The sequence below is a fragment of the Mesorhizobium monacense genome (genome assembly GCF_056781675.1).
This window is the reverse complement of sequence record NZ_CM165567.1, coordinates 752,130-772,514: the sequence shown is the minus strand read 5'-3', so window position 1 is coordinate 772,514 and position 20,385 is coordinate 752,130. Positions and strand designations below refer to the sequence as shown.

23 protein-coding genes are annotated in these 20,385 nt (G+C 63.6%); 12 read left to right on the top strand and 11 right to left on the bottom strand.

What is annotated here, in order from left to right:
* The first annotated feature begins 120 nt into the window (after nt 1-120).
* The 4 genes from AC1RUK_RS03660 (at nt 121) to AC1RUK_RS03645 (ending at nt 4,053) form a co-directional block, all read left to right on the top strand.
* Nucleotides 121-654: a MarR family winged helix-turn-helix transcriptional regulator gene (locus AC1RUK_RS03660; protein ID WP_436173050.1), complete on the top strand. Its 534-nt coding sequence runs from the start codon at nt 121-123 to the stop codon at nt 652-654.
* On the top strand, nt 641-1,360 hold the full coding sequence (locus AC1RUK_RS03655; RefSeq protein WP_006202527.1) for a response regulator: 720 nt from the start codon (nt 641-643) through the stop codon (nt 1,358-1,360). The genes AC1RUK_RS03660 and AC1RUK_RS03655 overlap by 14 nt, the downstream gene beginning before the upstream one ends.
* Before the next feature lie 46 nt (nt 1,361-1,406).
* On the top strand, nt 1,407-2,822 hold the full coding sequence (locus tag AC1RUK_RS03650) for an ATP-binding protein (protein ID WP_481836742.1): 1,416 nt from the start codon (nt 1,407-1,409) through the stop codon (nt 2,820-2,822).
* 208 nt (nt 2,823-3,030) lie between these two features.
* A complete protein-coding gene (locus AC1RUK_RS03645; RefSeq protein ID WP_481836744.1) occupies nt 3,031-4,053 on the top strand; it encodes a glycosyltransferase family 4 protein in 1,023 nt (340 codons plus the stop codon).
* Between the two features lie 48 nt (nt 4,054-4,101).
* Here AC1RUK_RS03645 and AC1RUK_RS03640 read toward each other — a convergent pair whose 3' ends face one another.
* From AC1RUK_RS03640 to AC1RUK_RS03630, 3 genes are all read right to left on the bottom strand, one after another.
* Entirely contained in the window at nt 4,102-4,461 is a 360-nt protein-coding gene (locus AC1RUK_RS03640) for a tRNA-binding protein (RefSeq protein ID WP_436173115.1), read from the bottom strand.
* 29 nt (nt 4,462-4,490) lie between these two features.
* Nucleotides 4,491-4,991: a type III secretion system chaperone family protein gene (locus tag AC1RUK_RS03635; protein WP_481836745.1), complete on the bottom strand. Its 501-nt coding sequence runs from the start codon at nt 4,989-4,991 to the stop codon at nt 4,491-4,493.
* A gap of 315 nt (nt 4,992-5,306) precedes the next feature.
* Nucleotides 5,307-5,609: an accessory factor UbiK family protein gene (locus AC1RUK_RS03630; protein WP_436173116.1), complete on the bottom strand. Its 303-nt coding sequence runs from the start codon at nt 5,607-5,609 to the stop codon at nt 5,307-5,309.
* A gap of 182 nt (nt 5,610-5,791) precedes the next feature.
* Between AC1RUK_RS03630 and AC1RUK_RS03625 the strand changes: the two genes are divergently transcribed.
* The 7 genes from AC1RUK_RS03625 to AC1RUK_RS03595 all read left to right on the top strand — a co-directional run bounded on the left by AC1RUK_RS03625 (nt 5,792) and on the right by AC1RUK_RS03595 (nt 11,869).
* Nucleotides 5,792-6,031 carry a BrnA antitoxin family protein gene (locus tag AC1RUK_RS03625; RefSeq protein ID WP_436173117.1) on the top strand — a complete coding sequence of 80 codons (240 nt, stop codon included), beginning with the start codon at nt 5,792-5,794 and terminating at the stop codon, nt 6,029-6,031.
* Between the two features lie 103 nt (nt 6,032-6,134).
* Nucleotides 6,135-6,989: a prolipoprotein diacylglyceryl transferase gene (gene lgt / locus AC1RUK_RS03620; protein ID WP_481836746.1), complete on the top strand. Its 855-nt coding sequence runs from the start codon at nt 6,135-6,137 to the stop codon at nt 6,987-6,989.
* The gene (locus AC1RUK_RS03615) at nt 6,986-8,071 is read left to right on the top strand and encodes a class I SAM-dependent methyltransferase (protein WP_481836747.1); all 1,086 of its coding nucleotides are present in this window, start codon (nt 6,986-6,988) and stop codon (nt 8,069-8,071) included. The genes lgt and AC1RUK_RS03615 overlap by 4 nt, the downstream gene beginning before the upstream one ends.
* Nucleotides 8,072-8,144: 73 nt before the next feature.
* On the top strand, nt 8,145-8,939 hold the full coding sequence (gene pgeF / locus AC1RUK_RS03610) for a peptidoglycan editing factor PgeF (RefSeq protein ID WP_481836748.1): 795 nt from the start codon (nt 8,145-8,147) through the stop codon (nt 8,937-8,939).
* Nucleotides 8,939-10,090 (top strand): M24 family metallopeptidase, encoded by a 1,152-nt coding sequence (locus tag AC1RUK_RS03605; RefSeq protein WP_481836749.1) that lies wholly within the window; start codon nt 8,939-8,941, stop codon nt 10,088-10,090. Before pgeF ends, AC1RUK_RS03605 begins: the two co-directional genes overlap by 1 nt.
* A 60-nt stretch (nt 10,091-10,150) precedes the next feature.
* Nucleotides 10,151-10,777 (top strand): hypothetical protein, encoded by a 627-nt coding sequence (locus AC1RUK_RS03600; protein ID WP_481836750.1) that lies wholly within the window; start codon nt 10,151-10,153, stop codon nt 10,775-10,777.
* A 156-nt stretch (nt 10,778-10,933) separates the two neighbouring features.
* Nucleotides 10,934-11,869, top strand: coding sequence for a ribose-phosphate pyrophosphokinase (locus AC1RUK_RS03595; protein ID WP_006202540.1), 936 nt, complete (start codon nt 10,934-10,936; stop codon nt 11,867-11,869).
* Here AC1RUK_RS03595 and AC1RUK_RS03590 read toward each other — a convergent pair.
* Nucleotides 11,866-12,750: an AraC family transcriptional regulator gene (locus AC1RUK_RS03590; protein WP_481836751.1), complete on the bottom strand. Its 885-nt coding sequence runs from the start codon at nt 12,748-12,750 to the stop codon at nt 11,866-11,868. The two genes, AC1RUK_RS03595 and AC1RUK_RS03590, sit on opposite strands and share 4 nt — an antisense overlap.
* A gap of 123 nt (nt 12,751-12,873) precedes the next feature.
* Here AC1RUK_RS03590 and AC1RUK_RS03585 point away from each other — a divergent pair, with 123 nt between their 5' ends.
* The gene (locus tag AC1RUK_RS03585; protein WP_481836752.1) at nt 12,874-14,103 is read left to right on the top strand and encodes an MFS transporter; all 1,230 of its coding nucleotides are present in this window, start codon (nt 12,874-12,876) and stop codon (nt 14,101-14,103) included.
* 10 nt (nt 14,104-14,113) lie between these two features.
* Here AC1RUK_RS03585 and AC1RUK_RS03580 read toward each other — a convergent pair whose 3' ends face one another.
* The 7 genes from AC1RUK_RS03580 to AC1RUK_RS03550 all read right to left on the bottom strand — a co-directional run bounded on the left by AC1RUK_RS03580 (nt 14,114) and on the right by AC1RUK_RS03550 (nt 20,239).
* A complete protein-coding gene (locus AC1RUK_RS03580) occupies nt 14,114-14,926 on the bottom strand; it encodes a 3-methyl-2-oxobutanoate hydroxymethyltransferase (protein WP_481836753.1) in 813 nt (270 codons plus the stop codon).
* A 10-nt stretch (nt 14,927-14,936) separates the two neighbouring features.
* Nucleotides 14,937-15,719: a TIM barrel protein gene (locus AC1RUK_RS03575; RefSeq protein WP_481836754.1), complete on the bottom strand. Its 783-nt coding sequence runs from the start codon at nt 15,717-15,719 to the stop codon at nt 14,937-14,939.
* 1 nt (nt 15,720) lies between these two features.
* Nucleotides 15,721-16,032, bottom strand: a complete 312-nt coding sequence (locus AC1RUK_RS03570) for a MocE family 2Fe-2S type ferredoxin (protein ID WP_436173127.1) — start codon at nt 16,030-16,032, stop codon at nt 15,721-15,723.
* 111 nt (nt 16,033-16,143) lie between these two features.
* Entirely contained in the window at nt 16,144-16,962 is an 819-nt protein-coding gene (locus AC1RUK_RS03565; RefSeq protein ID WP_436173128.1) for an ATP-binding cassette domain-containing protein, read from the bottom strand.
* Nucleotides 16,962-17,963: an ABC transporter permease gene (locus tag AC1RUK_RS03560; RefSeq protein WP_436173951.1), complete on the bottom strand. Its 1,002-nt coding sequence runs from the start codon at nt 17,961-17,963 to the stop codon at nt 16,962-16,964. The genes AC1RUK_RS03565 and AC1RUK_RS03560 overlap by 1 nt, the downstream gene beginning before the upstream one ends.
* Nucleotides 17,964-18,137: 174 nt before the next feature.
* On the bottom strand, nt 18,138-19,118 hold the full coding sequence (locus AC1RUK_RS03555; RefSeq protein WP_436173129.1) for a sugar ABC transporter substrate-binding protein: 981 nt from the start codon (nt 19,116-19,118) through the stop codon (nt 18,138-18,140).
* Between the two features lie 113 nt (nt 19,119-19,231).
* Nucleotides 19,232-20,239, bottom strand: a complete 1,008-nt coding sequence (locus tag AC1RUK_RS03550; protein ID WP_481836755.1) for a sterol desaturase family protein — start codon at nt 20,237-20,239, stop codon at nt 19,232-19,234.
* Between the last annotated feature and the right edge of the window lie 146 nt (nt 20,240-20,385).

Here is a 20,385-nt window from a genome sequence, read left to right as displayed (position 1 = left end):
GGAAAAACGGCATCCCTTTGCCTTTTCGTTCGCAATCCGCCGAAAAGCTTGTCAAAAATTACCATTGCCGGGAAATTGCGTCAATAGTACTGACATAATTCCCCTTCGCATGGAGACAAGATGACGGATCGAAGCCCCGCAGCCGGAAAACCGATCAGGACGGCGATCACCGACGAGGACGGCATCGACTTCGCCATCATCGAACTGTTTTTCTTTGCCTATCGCGATTTCACCTCCGATCCCGACCAGATCCTGGCCGACTATGGCTTTGGCCGCGCCCATCACCGCGTCCTGCACTTCGTCAACCGCAGGCCGGGCCTGACGGTGGCCGAGTTGCTCGACGTGCTGAAGATCACCAAGCAGAGCCTGGCCCGCGTGCTCAAGCAGCTGATCGACACCGACCACATCGTCCAGCTGCAGGGTCCTCGCGACCGCCGCCAGCGCGAGCTTTACCCAACGGCCAAGGGCCGCGCCCTGGCGCTGGCGCTGGCGCGGCCACAGTCACGCCGCATCCGTACTGCATTGGAGGATTCCGGAGCCACCGAACGCGCCTCGATCGAACGCTTCCTGGAGGCGATGGTCAATCCGGAACTAAGAGCGCAGATTGACATTGTGCCTGCGAAAATATCGGGGAAGAGCCATGGAGACCATTGAGAGGGTTGATCATCCGACTGCACCGGACGATGACGCACCGCATCTGCTTGTGGTCGATGACGACACCCGTATCCGCAACCTGCTGAAGCAGTACCTGTCCGAGAACGGCTTTCGCGTCACCGTCGCCGGTAACTCCGGCGAGGCCAGGCGAAAGCTTGCCGGTCTCGATTTCGACCTGCTTGTTCTCGACGTCATGATGCCCGGCGAAACCGGCGTCGATCTCACCAAGGCGCTGCGGGCGGAAAAGAACGTGCCGATCCTCATGCTCACCGCGCTGTCCGAGACCGACAGCCGCATCACCGGGCTCGAGGCCGGCGCCGACGACTATCTGCCGAAGCCGTTCGACCCGCGCGAGCTGATCCTGCGCATCAACAACATCCTGCGCCGCGGCGGCCCGGCGACGACGCCCAAGGTCGAGCAGCTGGTGTTCGGCCCCTATACGTTCCAGATTGCCAGGCGCGAACTGAAGCGTGGCGGCGAGGCGCTGAAGCTGACCGACCGCGAGCAGGAGATCCTGGCGATCTTCGCGGCGCGGGCCGGCGAAACGATCCCGCGCCACGAACTGGTCGGCGACGATTCGGAAGTCGGCGAGCGCACCATCGACGTCCAGATCAACCGCCTGCGCCGCAAGATCGAGCGCGACCCGTCCAACCCGGTCTGGCTGCAGACGGTGCGCGGTATTGGGTATCGGCTCAGCGTGGAATAGAGTGCCGCCAGCGGCCCGAATGGCTGCGGACGAGTGAAAAGGGCGAATGGCGACTACGCAGCTGGACAGGCCGGGAAATGGCGGCTTGAGTGATCGCTTGATGCGAAAACTGAAAGCCATGTCGCGCGCCTGGACCCGGTTCTGGCGCCTCGTTGCCCTTTACATGCCGAAGCGGCTCTATGCCCGCTCGCTGATCATCGTCATCGCGCCGATGATCCTTTTGCAATCGGTCGTCGCCTTCGTCTTCATGGAGCGCCACTGGCAGACCGTGACGCAGCGCCTGTCGCAGGCGACCGTGCGCGACATCGCCGCCATCATCGACATGATGGAAACCTATCCGCATGATGCCGACTACGCCAACATCATCCGCATCGCCCAGGACAGGATGCAGTTGAAGGTCGACCTGCTGCCGCCCGACCCGCTGCCGCCGCCTGGCCCGAAACCGTTCTTCTCGATCCTCGACGAGATCCTCTCGGCCGAGATCACACGGCAGATCAACCGTCCGTACTGGATCGACACCGTCGGCAATTCCAACATCGTCGAAGTCCGCATCCAGCTCGAAGGCAGGGTGCTGCGTGTCTTCGTGCGCCGCAGCCAGGCCTATGCGTCGAACACCCACATTTTCCTGATCTGGATGGTCGGCACCTCGCTGGTGCTGCTGATGATCGCCATTCCCTTCCTGCGCAACCAGATCCGGCCAATCCTGACGCTGGCGGAGGCCGCCGAAAGCTTCGGCAAGGGCCGGCCGATGCCGCGCGATTTCCGCCCGCGCGGCGCCGAGGAGGTCCGCCGCGCCGGCTTTGCCTTCATCCAGATGCGCGAGCGCATCGAACGCCAGATCGAGCAGCGCACCGCCATGCTGACCGGCGTCAGCCACGATCTCAGAACCATCCTGACCCGCTTCAAACTGCAGCTTGCTCTGACCGGCGGCAAGGCCGAAACCAAGGCGGCGCTCGACCAGGACATCGACGACATGCAGTCGATGCTCGAGGGCTATCTCGCCTTTGCCCGCGGCGAAGCGTCGGAAGACGCCGGCCGTTTCGATCTCGATGCCTATTTCCAGAAGCTCGGCGAGGAGGCCGCGCTGCGCAGATGCAAGCTGTCGACCACGCTTGTCGGCGATCCCGACGTGCATGTACGGCCCAATGCCTTTGCCCGCTTGCTGTCCAACGTCATCGGCAACGCCTTCCGCTACGCCAAGACCGTCGAGATCAACGCCAACCATGGCCGCGGCTCGCTGGTCGTCACCATCGACGACAATGGGCCGGGCATTCCGCCAGACAAGCGCGAGGAGGTGTTCAAGCCTTTCATGCGGCTCGACGCCGCGCGTAATCTCGACGCCAGCGGCACCGGCCTCGGCCTGTCCATCGCCCGCGACATTGCCCGCAGCCATGGCGGCGACATCATGCTGGACGACAGCCCGCTTGGTGGTCTGCGCGCCATCATAACGGTTCCCGCATAATCGGCCGGGAAGCTGGGCTTCATCCGCCCGTCATGAAACCATGGTGAAGAGCGCGCATGAAGCGCGCGATTTCAATTGATTCGGCTCTGACGCCTCACTTCGACCCCGTGCCCGCCCGGGTGCGCTGGAGCGAAGCGAGGGTGGCCGCATGGTTGCCGTTCCGGCATCGTATCAAGGCAAAAGACGACCTTTCCAGCAAAGGGCCGCCATGCGCATATTGATGGTTACCGACGCCTGGCGCCCGCAAGTCAACGGCGTCGTCCACACGCTGGAGCGGCTCACCGAAACGTTGAAATCCTTCGACGTCGAGGTCAGCTTCCTGACCCCGAACATCTTCCGTACCTTGCCGCTGCCGACCTATCCCGACATCAGGCTGGCGCTGACGACGCCGGGCCACGTCGCGCGCCTGATCGAGGCGCGCAAGGCCGACCACATCCACATCGTCACCGAAGGTCCGCTGGGCATCATGGCCCGCCGCTATTGCCGCAATGCCGGCCGTCCCTTCACCACCAGCTATCACACGCGCTTTCCCGAATATCTCAGCGCCCGACTACCTGTCCCGGAAAGCTGGGCCTATCGCTGGCTACGCGATTTCCACAATTCCGGACAAGGCACGCTGGTCGCCACCCAGTCGCTGGCGGACGATCTCGCGGCGCGCGGCTTCAACAAGCTGAGACCTTGGACGCGCGGCGTCGACACCGACCATTTTCGGCCGGAAAAGCGCAAGGATCTCGGCTTTCCCGGCCCGGTGTTCCTCTGCGTCGGCCGTGTCGCCATCGAAAAGAACCTGACGGCCTTCCTCGATCTTGAACTGCCCGGCAGCAAGGTTGTCGTCGGCGAGGGGCCGGAACTGGCCAAGCTCAAGGCGCGCTACCCCAACGCCCATTTCCTCGGCCACCGCCCGAACGACGAGCTGGCCGAGATCTATGCCTCCGCCGATGTCTTCGTCTTTCCAAGCCGCACCGACACGTTCGGCAATGTCATCATCGAAGCGCTGGCCAGCGGCACGCCGGTCGCCGCCTATCCGGTGACCGGACCAATCGACATCGTCGGCGACGGCGTCGGCGGCGCGGTGTCGAACGACCTGCGCGAGGCGGCGCTCGCCGCCCTCAATGTCGACCGCGCCGAGGCGCGTCAGCGCGCCATGCGCTACAGCTGGAAGGCCTGCGCGGAGATGTTTCTCGACACGGTCGAGGAAGCGCTGGGAGCACCGCGCAAGCTGGCTGCCTGACACTACCTTCGTCATCCACGGGCGAAGCGCGGGTGACCTTCACCCGCCCTAAAACAATCTGCCGCCGTCCGGCACCTTGCGCTCGATCGCGCCAAGCACCACCGCGCCCTCCTCGTCGGGAAAGCCGAGCGTCAGCACCTCGGACATGAACGGGCCGATCTGGCGCGGTGGAAAATTGACCACGGCGAAGACCTGCCGGCCGATCAGCGTCTCCGGCGCATAGTATTTGGTGATCTGCGCCGAGGATTTCTTCACGCCGATCTCTGGGCCGAAATCGACCTTCAGCTTGAACGCCGGCTTGCGCGCTTCGGGAAACGGCTCGGCCTCGATGATGGTGCCGGCGCGGATGTCGACACGGTCGAAATCGGCAAAGCTGATCTCGGGCTTGCGCCCACTGCTCGAGCTCATCGAGGATCCTGACTTCACGATTCCTAGGTTCAGGCGTTTCCGTAGGTCTCGAACAACACACCGGCGAGCGCGTCCTTGGCCGAAGTTCCCGACCAGACGACGAACTGGAACGCCTGGAAATAGCATTCGCAGGCTTCCAGCGCCGACGACAAAAGCACTTCGACCTGCTGGCTCGACGGCTCGACTCCGCCGGCCAGCAGCAGCGACTGGCGGAACATGATCGCGCCTTCCTGATCCCAGAGGTCGAAATGGCCGAACAGCATCTGCTCGTTGATCAGCGACAACAGCCGCATCACCTCGAGCGCGCGCGCCTCCGGCACCTTGATATCGAAGGCGCAGGCCAGATGCAGCGCCTCGAAATCCTCCATCCAGGAGAATGAAACATGATAGTCGGTCCAACTGCCGGCCACCGAAATCGAAATCTCGTCGTCGCCTGCCCTTTCGAAGGACCAGTCATTGTTGTGGGCCACCTGCTCGATGACGTCCACCGGGTGGATTTCGCGGGAGAATTCGAGTTCGAGAAGTTCCATGGAATGCTTCCTGTGTTCAGGGGAGCGCCACACGCTCCGCGGGGCACACACGACGAACAATCTTGTCTAGAACTCGGACGGCCAGGAACTTCTCAAACGCAAAGACCCAGACCGGACCCCACCGCCCGGCGCATGACCCTGCTCCGAATCATGCAACAAATTCAGTCTATTGATCAGGAGTCGCGTGAACAGCCCAATTTTTCGCACTGCGTCATTCGCATGTGGAAAGGCGCTGTCACAAAGATTCATGCAATGCCGGTAAGCGATTCACGGCAAAGCGCTTTTTCGGATCGTGCTTTGTGGAAAAGTTTAAGATTATTTTTTTGATTTGGGCTTTGCCGCCACCGCCGGTGCGGCCTGCCCGGTCAGTTCGGCAAGCTTCGCCTCGAGTGCTTCGATGCGCGCCGCAAGGCGGGTGTTCTCTTCCCTTGCCTTCGCGGCCATCTCGCGCGCGGCTTCGAATTCCTCGCGCTGCACCACATCCATCGAGTTCAGGATGCGCTCGGCCTGCCCCTTGAAGGCGGTCTCCATTTCGCGCCGCACGCCTTGTGCGGCACCGGCGGCGTCGGTCATCAGCTTGGCGAATTCATCGAGAATGCGGTTCGGTCCGGTCGACATGGCAAATCCTCGCTTGCTTGGTTTGACGTAGTGGCGTGCGGCGTGGAATGCAAGAACGTTGAAGCTGGTGCGGCATTGCACCTCGATAAGTTGGCTGTACGTGATGGCGCCACGTCGCCTATTGTAGTGCTTTCAAGTCGACTTGCGTCAAGCAACGAGCCGCTCTCAGTCAGGATCAACCAATGGCAACGCCCCCGCGCCGACCGACAAATCCGATGGCTGCCGCAGAAGCTGCATTCAAGCCGATCAAGAAGCCGGCAGCCCCGATCCGCGAGCCCGCGACCGCACCGAATGTCAGAGAGCTTGTTTCGATCAGGATCGACCGGGCCGTGCTGGACCATTTTCAGGAAGATGGTCCCGGCTGGCAGGACAGGATCAACGACGCCCTAAGGCAAATGGTCGTCGGCAAGTCTCAGGGTTGAGCCCGCCATCTGCGACGATCAGGCAACCACCACCTTGCCTTGACCCCGCCAAAACCCTGCCGCATGGTCCGCGCCCGAACGCGAGCCCCTCCGGGAGACCCTGTTGAACGACTATTTCCTGCTGCCAATGGCTTCGCTGCCCTTCCCCAACATCGACCCGATTCTGGTTCAGATCGGCCCGCTGGCGGTGCACTGGTATGGCGTCGGCTATATCGTCGGCATCCTCTTCGCCTGGTGGTACGCCAAGCGGCTCATCACCAACGCCAGGCTGTGGCCGGACGGCGTCTTACCTATGAAGCCTGAGGATCTCGACGATTTCATTGTCTGGGCGGCCATCGGTGTCGTGCTTGGCGGCCGCACCGGCTATGTGCTGTTTTACGACTTGGCGCGCTACATCGCCCACCCGCTCGACGTCTTTGCGGTCTGGCAAGGCGGCATGTCGTTCCATGGCGGCCTGCTCGGCGTCATCCTCGCCATGACGCTGTTTTCGCTCAAGCGTGGCATCCGCACCTGGTCGCTGTTCGACGTCGTGGCGGCTGGCGTGCCGGTCGGGCTCGGCCTGGTGCGCGTCGCCAACTTCATCAACTCCGAACTCTGGGGCAGGCCGACCGACGTGCCATGGGCGGTCGAATTCCCCAATGGCGGGCCGTTTTCGCGCCATCCTAGTCAGCTCTACGAAGCGCTGCTCGAAGGCCTGGTGCTGTTCCTCGTGCTGCGCATCCTCACCCATTCGCGCCTCAAACTGAAGACGCCGCGCTTCGTCGGCGGCGCCTTCATCTGCGGTTACGGCCTGTCACGCATCTTCGTCGAATTCTTCCGCGAGCCGGACCAGCAACTCGGCTATCTCCTGGGCACCAACTGGCTGACGATGGGCATGATCCTCTCCACGCCCATGGTGCTGGCCGGCATCTGGGCGATGGCGACCGCAAAGCCGGTGACGCAGCCGCAGCCGGCATGACGCGGCTGAAAGCCCGGATCGTCGACCTGATCGGCGCGGTAGGGCCGATCCCCGTCAACGAATACATGGCGCTTTGCCTGTTCGATCCGCAGGACGGCTATTACACGACGCGCGAACCTTTCGGTGCGGGCGGCGACTTCGTCACCGCGCCGGAAATCAGCCAGATGTTCGGCGAACTGGTCGCTGTCTGGCTCTACCAGGCCTGGCAGTCGATAGGCCGGCCAATGCCGGTCACAATCGCTGAAATCGGACCCGGCCGCGGCACGCTGATGAAGGACATGCTGCGGGCCTTTTCGCGGCTCGATGCGGCGCTCACAGCAGGCACCTCCTTCGCCATGATCGAAACCAGCCCGCGCCTGACCGGCATCCAGAAGCAGACGCTTTCAGGCCAATCGGTGAGGCTCGATTGGCACGAAACCATCGACACGCTGCCGAAGGCGCCGCTGCTCATCGTCGGTAATGAACTGTTCGATGCGGTGCCGATCCGACAGTTCATCCGCACAGGTGCTGCCTGGCGCGAACGGATGGTCGGCCTCGACGAGGCGGACGCTTTGCGCTTCTTCGCCGGCGCCGGCTCCATCGATCCGTCCTTGCTGCCGGATGGCGCCGCCGATGCGCCGGACGGATCTGTTATCGAGATGGCGCCGGCCCGCAGCGCGCTGATGGCGGCCATTGCCGAAAGAATCGCCGGACAGGGCGGCGCCGGCTTGTTCATAGATTATGGCCATCTGCATCCCGGCGTCGGCGACACGCTGCAGGCGTTGCGCAAGCATGATCACGACAATGTGCTGGCCAATCCGGGCGAGGCCGACCTCACCGCGCATGTCGATTTCGCCGCCCTTGCCGCGACGGTTCGGGCGCATGGCCTCGACGTGCAGATGACGACACAGGGCGACTTCCTGCTCGGCTTGGGCCTTATCGAGCGCGCCGGCCAGCTTGGCGCCATGGCCGATGAGAAGGCGCGGCAGGCCATTTCCGATGCCGTCGAACGCCTGGCAGGGCCAGATGCGATGGGCGGGCTGTTCAAAGTGTTGAAAATCCAGCAGAAAACGAGCGCCTTCTGGCCAGGATGCGACTCATAGCCGGCATCAGGGTTGCGCCACCTGTCCGAACTTCGCCTTGACGAAATCGCCCGCGCGGACAACAAACCCATCCATGCTGAATCAGACCAACCCGGATCCCGTTCGGTCGCCCTTGCTTGACGAGGCGAGAGCGCAGGGCATCCGCCACGGCTATTTCACCCGCATTGGCGGTGTCTCCGGCGGCATTTACCGTGGCCTCAACATCGGCACCGGCTCGAACGACGACCAGGCGCTGGTTCGCGAAAACCGCCGTCGCGTCGCCCACTGGATGGGCGTGCCCGCGAACCATCTCTTGACCGCGTATCAGATCCACTCGCCCGATGTCGTCATCGCCAGGGAGCCCTTCCCCGGCGAGCGGCCCAAGGCGGACGCCGTCGTCACCGACCAACCGGGCATCGCCGTCGGTGCTTCGACGGCCGATTGCGGGCCGGTCCTGTTCGCCGACGCCGAAGCGCGCGTCATCGGCGCCGCGCATGCCGGCTGGAAAGGTGCACTCACCGGCGTGCTTGAGAACACGATTTCCGCGATGGAGGGCTTAGGGGCCTGCCGCGAACGCATCGTCGCCGTTCTCGGCCCCTCCATCGGGCCGGAAAACTACGAGGTCGGGCCGGAATTCGTCGCCCGCTTTGTCGAAGCGAACGCCGGCAATGCGCGCTATTTTGCGCCCTCGGCAACGACTGGCCATGCGATGTTCGACCTCAACCTCTACACGGTCGACCGGCTTACCAAAGCCGGCGTGCAGGCCGAGGGGCTCGGCCGCTGCACCTACGCCGAGGAAGATCTTTTCTACTCCTATCGGCGCACCACGCACCGCAAGGAAGCGGACTACGGACGACAGGTTTCAGCAATCGTTTTGGAGAAAGAGTGATGGCGTTGCATTTCGAACGCTCGGAATTTGACGCCCGGCGCGACCGGCTGATGATCGAGCTCGCCGAGAAGAAGCTCGACGCCGTGCTCTTGTTCGCGCAGGAAAGCATGTACTGGCTGACCGGTTACGACACGTTCGGCTTCTGCTTCTTCCAGTGCCTGGTGGTGAAGGCCGACGGCTCCATGGTGCTGCTCACGCGCTCGGCCGACCTGCGCCAGGCGCGCCACACCTCGATCATCGACAACATCGTGCTGTGGACCGACCGCGACGGCGCCAATCCGGCGATCGACCTGCGCAACCTGCTCAACGAACTCGACCTGCTCGGCGCCCGCATCGGCGTCGAATACGACACCCATGGCCTGACCGCCTACAACGGCCGGCGCCTCGACGAGCAGCTGCAGACCTTCGGCCAGATCGCCGACGCTTCCGGCATCGTCAGCCGGCTCCGCCTGTTCAAGAGCCCGGCTGAAATCGCCAAGGCGGAAAAGGCCGCGAACCTCTCCGACGACGCGCTGGATGCGGCCCTGCCGCTGATCAAGCAGGGTGGCGACGAGGCGCTGATCCTCGCCGCCATGCAAGGCGCGATCTTTGCCGGTGGTGGCGATTATCCGGCCAATGAGTTCATCATCGGCTCGGGTATCGATGCGCTGCTCTGCCGCTACAAGTCCGGGCGCCGCAAGCTGACCAAGAACGATCAGCTGACGCTCGAATGGGCCGGCGTCTTCCATCACTACCATGCCCCGATGATGCGCACTGTGCTGACCGGCAAGGTGTCGAAGCGCCATCAGGAGCTGTTCGATGCCGCGCATGCGGCACTTCTGGCGGTGGAGAAGGCAATGATGCCCGGCAACACCTTCGGCGACGTCTTCGACGCGCACGCCCGCACACTGGAAGCCCACAACCTGACCAAGCACCGGCTGAACGCTTGCGGCTACTCCGTCGGCGCCCGCTTCACGCCGTCCTGGATGGACATGCCGATGTTCTACCAGGGCAATCCCGAGCCGATCGCGCCCAACATGACGCTGTTTTCCCACATCATCATCATGGACTCCGAAACCGAGACGGCGATGACCCTTGGCCGCACCTACCTGACCACCGAATCCCAGCCGAAGGCGCTTTCCCGCCATGATCTCGACTTGATCGTACAGTGAATCCATAATGCGAGGGGGCGCGTTCATCAGGGCATACGTCGCCAAGGAGTTGTCAGGCAAATGAGACGATCGCATGTGACGACCGTGTCATTGCTTTTGGCGTTGGCGCTGTCTGCCTGCACCAATGCCAAGGACGTGCTCGAACCCTCGGCCATCACCCCACCGACGACATCGGCGCAGACGCTGCCAGCCACATCGGGGCCGGCCACATCGGGCAGCACCGCGGCCGCCGCCCCTGCCCCGGCACCATCTTCGTCAACTCCGGCTGCTTCGGCTGGATCGTCACCGGTCTCGCCGGCCCAGAGCGCCGCCCTGTCGAAGACGCGGCTACAGGTCGCACCAATCGTCGGCGCCTCCGTCGAGGCCGCGACGCCGCTGACGGCGGAGCTTCAGGCGCGCGCAAGGCAGCGCGGCATCACGCTCGCCGGCAGCACCGACCAGACCGCCACGCACGTGTTGAAGGGCTACTTCTCGACAATGTCGGAAGGCAGCGACACCACCGTCATCTATGTCTGGGACGTCTATGATCCCGCCGGCAACCGGCTGCATCGCATCAACGGCCAGCAGAAGGCGCCCTCGGTCAAGGGTGGCGAAGGCTGGACGGCAGTGACCCCAGCGACCATGCAGGGGATCGCCGACCAGACGATCGACCAGTTCGCCGCGTGGCTCGGCGGGCAAGCCGGGTGAGCCGTTGCAGGCTTTCCTCGGGGGCAGGTCTTTCTTGAGATTAGCCGGCAGATTCACGATCACGAGACTTGCAATACCGGCACGGGCCGCTAAAAGCCCGCTTAAGAGGCTCATGAGAGTCTGTCGGGTCTCTCCATCCTTCGCCAGGAACGGTGCATGAAGCTCTTCGCGGGCAATTCCAACAGGGTGCTGGCCGAAGCGGTCGCTCGCTATCTCAACATCCCGCTGGGCAAGGCCAGCGTCAGGCGCTTCGCCGATCAGGAAATCTTCGTCGAGATCCAGGAGAACGTGCGCGGCGAGGATGTCTTCATCCTGCAGTCCACCTCCTTCCCGACCAACGATCATTTGATGGAACTGCTCATCATGATCGATGCCTTCATGCGCTCCTCAGCCAAGCGCATCACGGCGGTCATCCCCTATTTTGGCTACGCCAGGCAGGACCGCCGCGCCTCCGGCCGCACGCCGATCTCGGCTAAACTGGTCGCCAACATGATCACCCGCGCAGGCGTCGACCGCGTCTTGACGCTCGATCTCCATGCCGGCCAGATCCAGGGCTTCTTCGACATCCCGACCGACAATCTGTTCTCGGTGCCGGTGATGGCCCGCGACGTGAAGGCAAAATACAAGCAACTCGCCAATGTCGTCGTCGTGTCGCCTGACATTGGCGGCGTGGTGCGGGCCCGCGCGCTGGCCAAGCGTTTCGATGCCCAGCTCGCCATCGTCGACAAGCGCCGCGAGCGCCCCGGTGAATCCGAGGTCATGAACATCATCGGCGCGGTCGCCGGCAAGGATTGCCTGTTGATCGACGACATCGTCGATTCCGGCGGCACCCTGTGCAATGCCGCCGATGCGCTGCTGGCCAATGGCGCCACCAGCGTCACCGCCTACATCACCCATGGCGTGCTGTCCGGCGGCGCCGTCGCCCGCATCAGCGGCTCGAAGCTGCAGGAACTGGTGATCACCGATTCCATCCAGCCGACGCAAGGCGTGCTCGACGCACCCAACATCCGCGTCATCTCGATCGCCGACCTGATGGGCGAAGCGATCTCGCGCACGGCGACCGAGGAATCGGTGTCGAGCCTGTTCGACTAAACCGTCGCACTCTCCGGCTTGGCCGGACCGCTTAGCCGTTTCACGCCATCGCCGGCATCGCGCGCGCCGCGCATGTAGCCGCGCGGCGAGGCTCCCAGCATGCGCTTGAACATGGTGATGAAGGCCGGCACGCTGTCATAGCCGAGATCGAGCGCCACCCTGGTGATCGGCTCGCCGTCGGCCAGCCGCGGCAGCGCCGCGAACAGGCAGGCCTGCTGGCGCCAGGTCGACAGCGACAGCCCAGTCTGGCGATGGAAGGCGCGGGTAAACGAGCGCCGGCTCATACCGACGATGTCGGCCCATTCGTCGATCGTCGCATGCGGCGATGGTGCCGCGACGAAGCGCCGGCAAAGTGCGGCCAGTTTCGGATCCGAAGGAAAAGGCAGGCCGAGCGGCCGTTCCGGCAAGTTCGGGATCTCGTGCAGCAACAGGCCCATGATCAGTCCGCCGCGCCCTTCCAACTCCGCACCTTGCGGCAGCTTTTCCGATTCCACGATCAGGCTGTGCATCAAATCGGTGATGCCGACGACGCGCAGGCCGTCCGGCAGCCCGGCGATGGCGTCGGGCATGACATAGACCGAGCGCATGCTGACATCGCCCAGCATCTCGACGGAATGCTCGATGCCGGCCGGGATCCACATGGCATGGTCGGGCGGCACCATCCAGCGCCCATGCCTCGTCGTCACCAGCACAACGCCGACCAGCGCATGCAAGAGCTGGCTGCGGCTGTGGGAATGCTGTGGCACGCGATAGCCGTCGGGATACTCGGTCGGCAATGCCACTGCTGGGCCGACAGCCTGCTCCAGCCACTGCCAGCGGCTCTGGTGCAGCCGCCCCAATTCGGCGGCGTCGCCTCTGAATATCTCTCTGCCATGTGGCATCGGCTATGGCCCACTTGCGAAACTATTGGACCAAACCACGAAAGAAGTCGCCGATCAACCGGATTATAAGGCAACCGACCTATCGGGCCCCCTGCGGCCCGCTGGAAGACCACGGAGCATGCCTTGACCGATACCACAGCCACCGCCGTCGCCACACCTGCGACGGCCAGCCACGCTTCGGCGCAAGCGACGGCCTTCACCGTCATCCTTGCGGTGAGCTTCTGCCACTGCATCAACGACATCATGCAGTCGCTGCTGTCGGCCATCTATCCGTTGCTGAAGGAGAATTACGGTCTCGATTTCTGGCAGATCGGCCTTTTGACTTTCACCTTCCAGGTGACGGCATCCTTGCTGCAGCCGTTGATCGGCGCGGTCACCGACAAGCGGCCGATGCCCTATTCGCTGCCCTACGGCATGGCCTCGTCGCTGATCGGCCTGATCGTGCTTGCCCATGCCGGCCATTACTGGCTGCTGTTGATCGGCGCCTCGCTGATCGGCATCGGCTCGGCCATCTTCCATCCGGAATCCTCGCGCATCGCCCGCTTTGCCTCCGGCGGCCGCTTCGGCCTGGCGCAATCGTTGTTCCAGGTCGGTGGTAATTTCGGCCAGGCGATGGGGCCACTGCTCGCCGCCTTCATCGTCGTGCCATTCGGCCAGACCAGCATCTCTTGGTTCGCCGTCGGCTCGCTGATCGGCATCATCGTTCTGTGGCGGGTCGGCGGCTGGTACAGCCGGCTGCGCGCCACGCTCGCCAACCGCAAGGCGGCAAGCTTCGTCTCGCCCTTCCCGCGCCGCAAGGTGATGGCGGCACTTGCGGTGCTGACCTTGCTGGTGCTGACCAAGAACGCCTACATCGCCTCGATCTCCAGCTACTACACCTTCTACGCCATCCATAAGTTCGGCGTTTCGGTGCAGATGTCACAGGTCATGCTGTTCCTGTTCCTCGGCGCCTCGGCGCTGGGCATCCTGCTCGGCGGCCCGTTCGGCGACCGCTACGGACAAAAGGCGATGATCTGGTTCTCGATCGTTGGGGTGCTGCCGTTCACGCTGGCTTTGCCCTATGCCAATTTCGAATGGACGATGGTGCTGACCGTGCTGATCGGCCTGATCCTGTCCTCGGCCTTCTCCAACATTGTCGTCTTCGCGCAGGAACTGGTGCCCGGACGGGTCGGCATGATCGCCGGCATCTTCTTCGGCTTCGCCTTCGGCATGGGTGGCATTGCCGCCGCCGTGCTCGGCGTCGTCGCCGACATGAAGGGCATCGACTTCGTCTACCAGATCTGTTCCTACCTGCCGCTGCTCGGCCTGCTGACCGTGTTCCTGCCGAACATGAAGGAAGCGAGAAGGGTCTAGACGGAGGCCGCTAAAGGCCGAGAGCAGTCCTGAAGGTCGAGAACTCCTCATCCGTGATCGGCACAACGTGCTGCGGTTCGGGATAGGCACCCGTCTGCACGTCGGAGATGAACTCGCGATAGGCAGCGATGCGCTCGCGCTGCAGCCGTTCATGCTCGGCGGCGAAGTTGCGATAGGTCTTGGCGTGGCGAGGTTTGTGGCCGGAGGTGTGGCCGAGCACGTCCTCGCTGAACAGGTATTGCGCGTCGGCGTGCGGACCCGCGCCCATGCCAAGCATGATCATCGGCGTATTCGCGGTGATCAATTCGCCGATCCGGTCGGGTACCACCTCCAGCTCCGCCCCGAAGCAGCCTATTGCTTCCAGGCGCTTCACATGATCCCAGACCGCACGCGCGCTCGCGGCCGTCCTGCCGACGGCCTTGAACCCACCGGTCCAGGTGCATTGCGAGGGGATCAGGCCGACATGGGCGACCACAGGCACTGCGTTGTCGCAGAGCGCCTTCTGGATATCGAGCGAGGCGGCGCAGTAGAAGCAGTCGCCGCCCAAGCGCATGAAGTGATAGGCGGCTTTGAGATAGTCCTCGGCCGTCACCAGATTGCCGGCGGGGCCATAGGGCAGCCCGACCTGCACGAAGCATCGGCCGGCCGCCTCGCGCATCTCGGGCGAGAAGAAGCGGCCCTCGATCGACAGCATATCAACGCCGGCCGCATCCGCTGCCGCCGCCTCTTCGAGCGTGGTGACGTGGAGCATGGAGATCTTTTGTCCGCGTGCCTTCATGGCGCGGATGTCGGCGACGGTGGGCCGGGCGTTCTTGGTGACCATTCTTGTTCCCTCAGATGGTGAAGGCGTCGCGGAAGGCCTCGAGCGCCGCCTCAGGATCGCCGGAGGCGAATGCCTCCATGCCCACCGGCCCCCGGTAGCCCATGTCTTTCAGCGCGCGGGCGATGCCCCGGTAGTTGATCTCGCCGGTGCCGGGCTCCATCCGCCCCGGCACGTCGGCCACCTGGACCTCGCCGATCCATGGCAGGCAGGCGCGGCAGAGTTCGATCAGATTCCCCTCGCCGATCTGCGCATGGTAGAGATCGAGGTTGAGGCGCAGCCCAAGCCGGTTCACGCTGGAAACCAGCGCAAGCGTGTCCTCGGCGCGTCCAAACGGCACGCTGGGATGGTCGACCGGAAGGTTCAGGTTCTCCAGCGTGAAGGTCACGCCTTCGGCCTCGGCGAGGTCCGCAATGCGGTTAAGCGTGTCGCGCGTCTTGAGCCACATCGCACCGGTGACCGTCTCACAAGGCGTGACCGGCAGGCCGCCCTCGCCCAATCCGGTTCCGTGCAGATTGAGCCGCGCGACGCCGAGGCGCTTGCCGACCGCCACCGTCTCCTTCGCAGTCTTCAAAAGTTCGGCAGCACCATCGTCATCGGCCAGCCGGCCCCGCAGATAGCCGTTCATGATCGAGAAGGTGGCGCCGGAGCTTTCCAGCATAGCGAGATCATGCTCGGGCCAGTTCCAGAGGCCGACCTGAAAACCCATTTCGGTCAGGCGCTTGACGCGGAATTCCATCGGCCGGTTGCGCCACAGCATCTCGGCGCAGGCCGCAAGGGTGAAGGTGTCGGACATGTCAGACCTCGATGTACACGCGGCCGTCTTCGACCTTGGTGGTGTAGGTTTTAAGGTTCACGCAGACCGGTGCGCGCATCGCTTCGCCGGTCCGGTAATCGAACACGCCGTTGTGCTTCGGGCATTCGATCCTGTATTCCATGACCAGCCCGTCGCTCAGATGCACCTTCTCATGCGTGCACAGGCCGTCGGTACAGAAGAACGCATCGTCGGGACTGCGGTAGATGGCGAATGTCCGGCCATCGTGATCGAAGCGGATGACATCCTCTTCCTCGATATCGTCCGTTGCACACGCATCAATCCATTTTGCCATTGTCGCCCTGCAGCCTTGGTCCTCGGTTGGTCGAAAAGTCGGCCGGCGGAACACATGTCCGCCGGCCGCCCCGGGAGGGAAGATGCCCGTGTGGAAGGCATCCTCACTGGGTTACGCATGTGCTCCGTCGCGCGGCGCATCGTTGGTCGCCGAGAAGCTCTCGATCTCGGCTTCGAGTTCAGCCATCTGCTCGCCGCCGGCCATGAGGTCGGTAATGGCCTCGCGGCTTTTCTCACCCTTGCGGAAATCGGCGGCCTTGGAACCTCTGATGAGGACGGCGAAATGATCGCCGACGGTCAGCGCATGGACGACATTGTGCGTGATGAAGATGACCGCAATGCCCTTGCGGCGCGCCTGCAGCACGATGCGCAATACGTGCGCCGCCTCCTTGACGCCAAGGGCTGCGGTCGGCTCGTCGAGGATCAGCACGCTGGCACCGAAATGGACGGCACGGGCGATGGCCAACGCTTGCCGCTCGCCACCGGACAGCCCACCGACAAGCCGATCGCCATCATCGATGCGGGTGATGCCGAGCTGGCGCATTTCGGTGACGGCGATCTCGTTGGCCCGCTTGCGGTCGTAGATGGTGAGCGGCCCCCAGCGCCGTGTCGGCTCGGCGCCGACGAAGAAGGAGCGGCCGATGCTCATCAGCGGGAACGTCCCGCCGAACTGGTGGACCGTCGCGATGCCATGGTCGCTGGCGTCGCGCGGGCTGCCGAATTCGACGGCCTTGCCGTCCATTTCCATCCTGCCCGATGTCGGCTTGTGGACACCGGAGAGGATCTTGATCAGCGTCGACTTGCCGGCGCCATTGTCACCCAGCAGGCACAAAACTTCGCCTTTGTTGACCTCGAGGGAAATGTCATGGAGCACGTCGATGGGACCGAACGACTTGTTGATCCCGGTCAGCTTGAGCAGGGGCGTTGTCATCAGCGGGCCCTCGTCTTGGTGCGCGGCGAATAGGTCAGCGCCATGGTGCGGAAGGTGTTGTTCATCAGCACGGCGGCGAGCAGCAGGACGCCGATGATCAGGCTCGCCCAGTTGGCGTCGAAGCCGGTGTAGAAGATACCCTGGTTGACGATTGCGAAGGTCAGCGTGCCCAACACGATGCCGACAACCGAGCCGTAACCACCGGTGAGCAGCACGCCGCCGATGACCACCGCAATGATCGAGTTGAAGATGAAGGACTGCCCGGCGGCCACCTGGGCGCTGTTGTAGAGGATCGCCTGCGACATGCCGACGAAGGCTGCGCACAGGCTGCTGCTCATGAACAGTGCGATGGTGACGCGGTCCGTCGGGATGCCGGCATTGCGGGCGCTGACGGCATCACCGCCCATGGCCAGGATCCAGTTGCCGAAACGCGAGAAATTCAGAATGAAGCCGACGATCAGGACGATGGCGATCCACCAGAACAGGGTCACCTGAAACTTGCCGCCGAGATAGTCGCCGAACACAAGCTTGGCGATCGGTCCGCTCTTTAGCGCGACACTCGTGCTGCCGGACAGGATGATCGAAAGCCCGAGCGTCAGGCCGGCCAGCGCGAACAGCGTTGCCAGGGTGACTACGAAGGACGGCACCTTGGTGCGGATCACCAGGACGCCGTTGACGAAGCCGACGGCAAGGCCAAGGCCGAGCGACGCTAGGATGCCGACGATGATCGGCAGGTCGTAGTGGCCCGAGAGGATGGCGATGGTCATCGAACTGGCGGGGACCATCGACCCGACGGAAAGATCGAGGTGTCCGGCGATCATCAACAGCCCCACCGGGAGGGCGATGATGCCGAGTTCAGAGGCGACGTTGAGCCAGCTGGCGGCACCGCCGGCCGACATGAAATTGGCGCCACCGAAGATCGAGAAGAAGACCAGCACGGCGATCATACCGATCAGCGAGCCGACCTCGGGGCGCCGCACGAGGCTGCCGATCGAGGGCATCGAGGAATGCGGGGCGGGTGGCGCGGTTGCTACCACGGCGGGTTGGTCATGGGCTTGGGATGTCATCGAAGTGTCCCTGGCTTGAGCAATGGGGAGCCTGGCGCGGCCTTTCGTCGGCGGCGCTGGGCCGGTGATGTCCGGCCCTTGGATGGGCCGGACACTCGGTCTTCGACGCTAGCGGGCGCCGGCCGCCGCACCAGCCAACGTCGCGTCGACGTTGGCGGCGTCGACGATCCCCGGTCCGGTCAGTACCGGTTTGGTCGGCAGGTCGAGCCCATAGTTGACGAAGCCGTTGAGCAGCGACACCGCAAGATAGCCCTGCAGGTAAGGCTGCTGGTCGATCGAGAACATCTGCGTACCGTCCTTGATGCGCTGCAGGCCGGTCTCGTCCATGTCGAACGAAGCAAGCTTGACCTTGTCGCCGACATTGGCCTGGCTGATGGCGTTGGCCGCACTGTTGGCGTCCCCGGCGCTGATGGTGATGAGACCGTCGAGGGTGTTGTCTTTCAGCACGGCCGCCTTGATCGCCTCGGCGACCGCGGTCGGGTTGCCAAAGCTGGACGAGGGCAGCGGCAACTGGGTGGATTTGCCGCCGCTCTTGGCGATGGCATCGGCGATGCCCTTGCAGCGGTCTTCCGTGTTGGTGGAGCCCGGCAAGGTGTTGACGCAAAGCACGTTCTTGGCGCCATGGCCGCCAAAATATGTGCCGCCACCGAGACCGGCCGCGTATTCCTCGTTGCCGACATAGTTCATGGCGCCGAGCCGCTTGGCTGCATCCATGCCGCCGGAATTGTAGATGATGAGCGGTACGCCTGCGGCAACGACTTCCTTGAAGGCGTCATCCATGGCCTCGGGCACCCAGTCCGGGCCAACGATGGCGCTCGGCTTCTGGCTGAGCGCGGTGCGGATCAGCTTGGCGGCGTCCGGGCCGAGATTGTCGTAGTTCTGCGGCCCGAGCCAGGTCACAGAGCCGCCCGTCAGTTCGGCGACCTTGCCGGCGTCGTCGGCGCCTTTCTTGACCTTCGACCAGAACGGGTCGTCCGCCTTGCCGCCGATGACGAAGATCTTCGCCCCATCGGCCATTGCGGCTGTGGCGGATGTCGCCACCACGGCGGCCGTCATCATCGCCGTCAAAAGCTTCGTGATATGGTTCATTTCATTTCCTCCCAGTTGCCGTCTTCAGACGGGTTTAGAAAAACAGTGAATTCATCTCCGCGCGCACTCCTCTCCGGTTACGCGCCGTGATCGATGGTTCGCCCGGGCGTTGCTCACGCCCCGGCGTTCATGCGCTCCCTCTTCTTCTGGAAGCGGGCGTCCATCATGGCGTCGCCCTGCTTGGTGCCGTCATGCCAGGTGCCGAACCACCGATCGAGCGGGATCAGCCCGTCGCCGCCGTAGTTCACCTCGAAATATTTGTGGTGCAGGTAGTGCGCGTAGGCATGGCTATCGACGGCCGTGTCCTCGGTCACCTCCAGCTTGTCGAAACCAAGATGACCATTGACGGCGCCGAAGCCGGCAACATGCAGCTGGAACAGCGCGACAATCGGGTTGGACGGGATGACCACGTGCCAGAAGGCGACCGCATGATAGAGGAACCCTTCCACCGGATGCATCGACAGCGACGACCAGGGCGACGGGTTGATCGAATTGTGGTGGACAGAGTGGATCCAGCGATAGAGCGGCCCCCAGTGGATCAGGCGATGGATGAAGAAGAAGTGCACTTCGTGGATGGCCGGCGCGATCAGCACCAGGGCGGCAAGGTAGACCGGGTGATCCTGCCAGCCGAGCCACGGCACGTAGCCCTTGGCAAAGCACCACAGGAAGATGACTTCGACCACGGTCCATAGCGGGATGGTGACGAAGAACGAGCGCAGGAAGTTGTCGAGGTTCTGGCTCTGGAACCAGAACACGTCCGAAGACATGTCGCTGGGGAATTTGTGGTTGTATTTGAAGCGCGTCGCCTGGACGCGCTTGATGTAATAGCGCAGCTCGAAGATGCCGTAGAACACGAGGATCGCCGCGCCGTTGACGGCGTAGAGCCACAGCGCCCAGCCCCAGTCGATGGTCTTCATCGTCTCGACGTCGGGGACGACATAAAACCAGTAGATGAGGGCGGTGGCCATGTGGAAGGCATTCCACGGCCAGATATAGCCGGGCAGCCACGCCAGGATTTTCGGCAGCCTGGGTGGCCAGCTCCACAACGGCACGGCCTCGATGCGCCCGTTCGGCTTCCAGTCGCCACGCTTGTCGCGCACGCCGTATTCGAGATCGTCCATGCAAATCCTCCACCCGCAACGCCCGAGGTGGCCCGCACGCGCACGCTGCCTCACACCGCCTGAAGCGCGGTGGGCCAGAACGTGTCTGCGCTGTGCTGCTGCTATCCCTGGGCTGGCGGTGCTTGCGCCTTGCTTGCTTTCCCGAG

Coding starts and splice junctions, on each gene's coding strand:
- AC1RUK_RS03660 (WP_436173050.1), top strand. CDS start 121: ATGACGGATCGAAGCCCCGCAGCCGGAAAACCGATCAGGACGGCGATC.
- AC1RUK_RS03655 (WP_006202527.1), top strand. CDS start 641: ATGGAGACCATTGAGAGGGTTGATCATCCGACTGCACCGGACGATGAC.
- AC1RUK_RS03650 (WP_481836742.1), top strand. CDS start 1,407: ATGGCGACTACGCAGCTGGACAGGCCGGGAAATGGCGGCTTGAGTGAT.
- AC1RUK_RS03645 (WP_481836744.1), top strand. CDS start 3,031: ATGCGCATATTGATGGTTACCGACGCCTGGCGCCCGCAAGTCAACGGC.
- AC1RUK_RS03640 (WP_436173115.1), bottom strand. CDS start 4,461: ATGAGCTCGAGCAGTGGGCGCAAGCCCGAGATCAGCTTTGCCGATTTC.
- AC1RUK_RS03635 (WP_481836745.1), bottom strand. CDS start 4,991: ATGGAACTTCTCGAACTCGAATTCTCCCGCGAAATCCACCCGGTGGAC.
- AC1RUK_RS03630 (WP_436173116.1), bottom strand. CDS start 5,609: ATGTCGACCGGACCGAACCGCATTCTCGATGAATTCGCCAAGCTGATG.
- AC1RUK_RS03625 (WP_436173117.1), top strand. CDS start 5,792: ATGGCAACGCCCCCGCGCCGACCGACAAATCCGATGGCTGCCGCAGAA.
- AC1RUK_RS03615 (WP_481836747.1), top strand. CDS start 6,986: ATGACGCGGCTGAAAGCCCGGATCGTCGACCTGATCGGCGCGGTAGGG.
- pgeF (WP_481836748.1), top strand. CDS start 8,145: ATGCTGAATCAGACCAACCCGGATCCCGTTCGGTCGCCCTTGCTTGAC.
- AC1RUK_RS03605 (WP_481836749.1), top strand. CDS start 8,939: ATGGCGTTGCATTTCGAACGCTCGGAATTTGACGCCCGGCGCGACCGG.
- AC1RUK_RS03600 (WP_481836750.1), top strand. CDS start 10,151: ATGAGACGATCGCATGTGACGACCGTGTCATTGCTTTTGGCGTTGGCG.
- AC1RUK_RS03595 (WP_006202540.1), top strand. CDS start 10,934: ATGAAGCTCTTCGCGGGCAATTCCAACAGGGTGCTGGCCGAAGCGGTC.
- AC1RUK_RS03590 (WP_481836751.1), bottom strand. CDS start 12,750: ATGCCACATGGCAGAGAGATATTCAGAGGCGACGCCGCCGAATTGGGG.
- AC1RUK_RS03580 (WP_481836753.1), bottom strand. CDS start 14,926: ATGGTCACCAAGAACGCCCGGCCCACCGTCGCCGACATCCGCGCCATG.
- AC1RUK_RS03575 (WP_481836754.1), bottom strand. CDS start 15,719: ATGTCCGACACCTTCACCCTTGCGGCCTGCGCCGAGATGCTGTGGCGC.
- AC1RUK_RS03570 (WP_436173127.1), bottom strand. CDS start 16,032: ATGGCAAAATGGATTGATGCGTGTGCAACGGACGATATCGAGGAAGAG.
- AC1RUK_RS03565 (WP_436173128.1), bottom strand. CDS start 16,962: ATGACAACGCCCCTGCTCAAGCTGACCGGGATCAACAAGTCGTTCGGT.
- AC1RUK_RS03560 (WP_436173951.1), bottom strand. CDS start 17,963: ATGCCCTCGATCGGCAGCCTCGTGCGGCGCCCCGAGGTCGGCTCGCTG.
- AC1RUK_RS03555 (WP_436173129.1), bottom strand. CDS start 19,118: ATGAACCATATCACGAAGCTTTTGACGGCGATGATGACGGCCGCCGTG.
- AC1RUK_RS03550 (WP_481836755.1), bottom strand. CDS start 20,239: ATGGACGATCTCGAATACGGCGTGCGCGACAAGCGTGGCGACTGGAAG.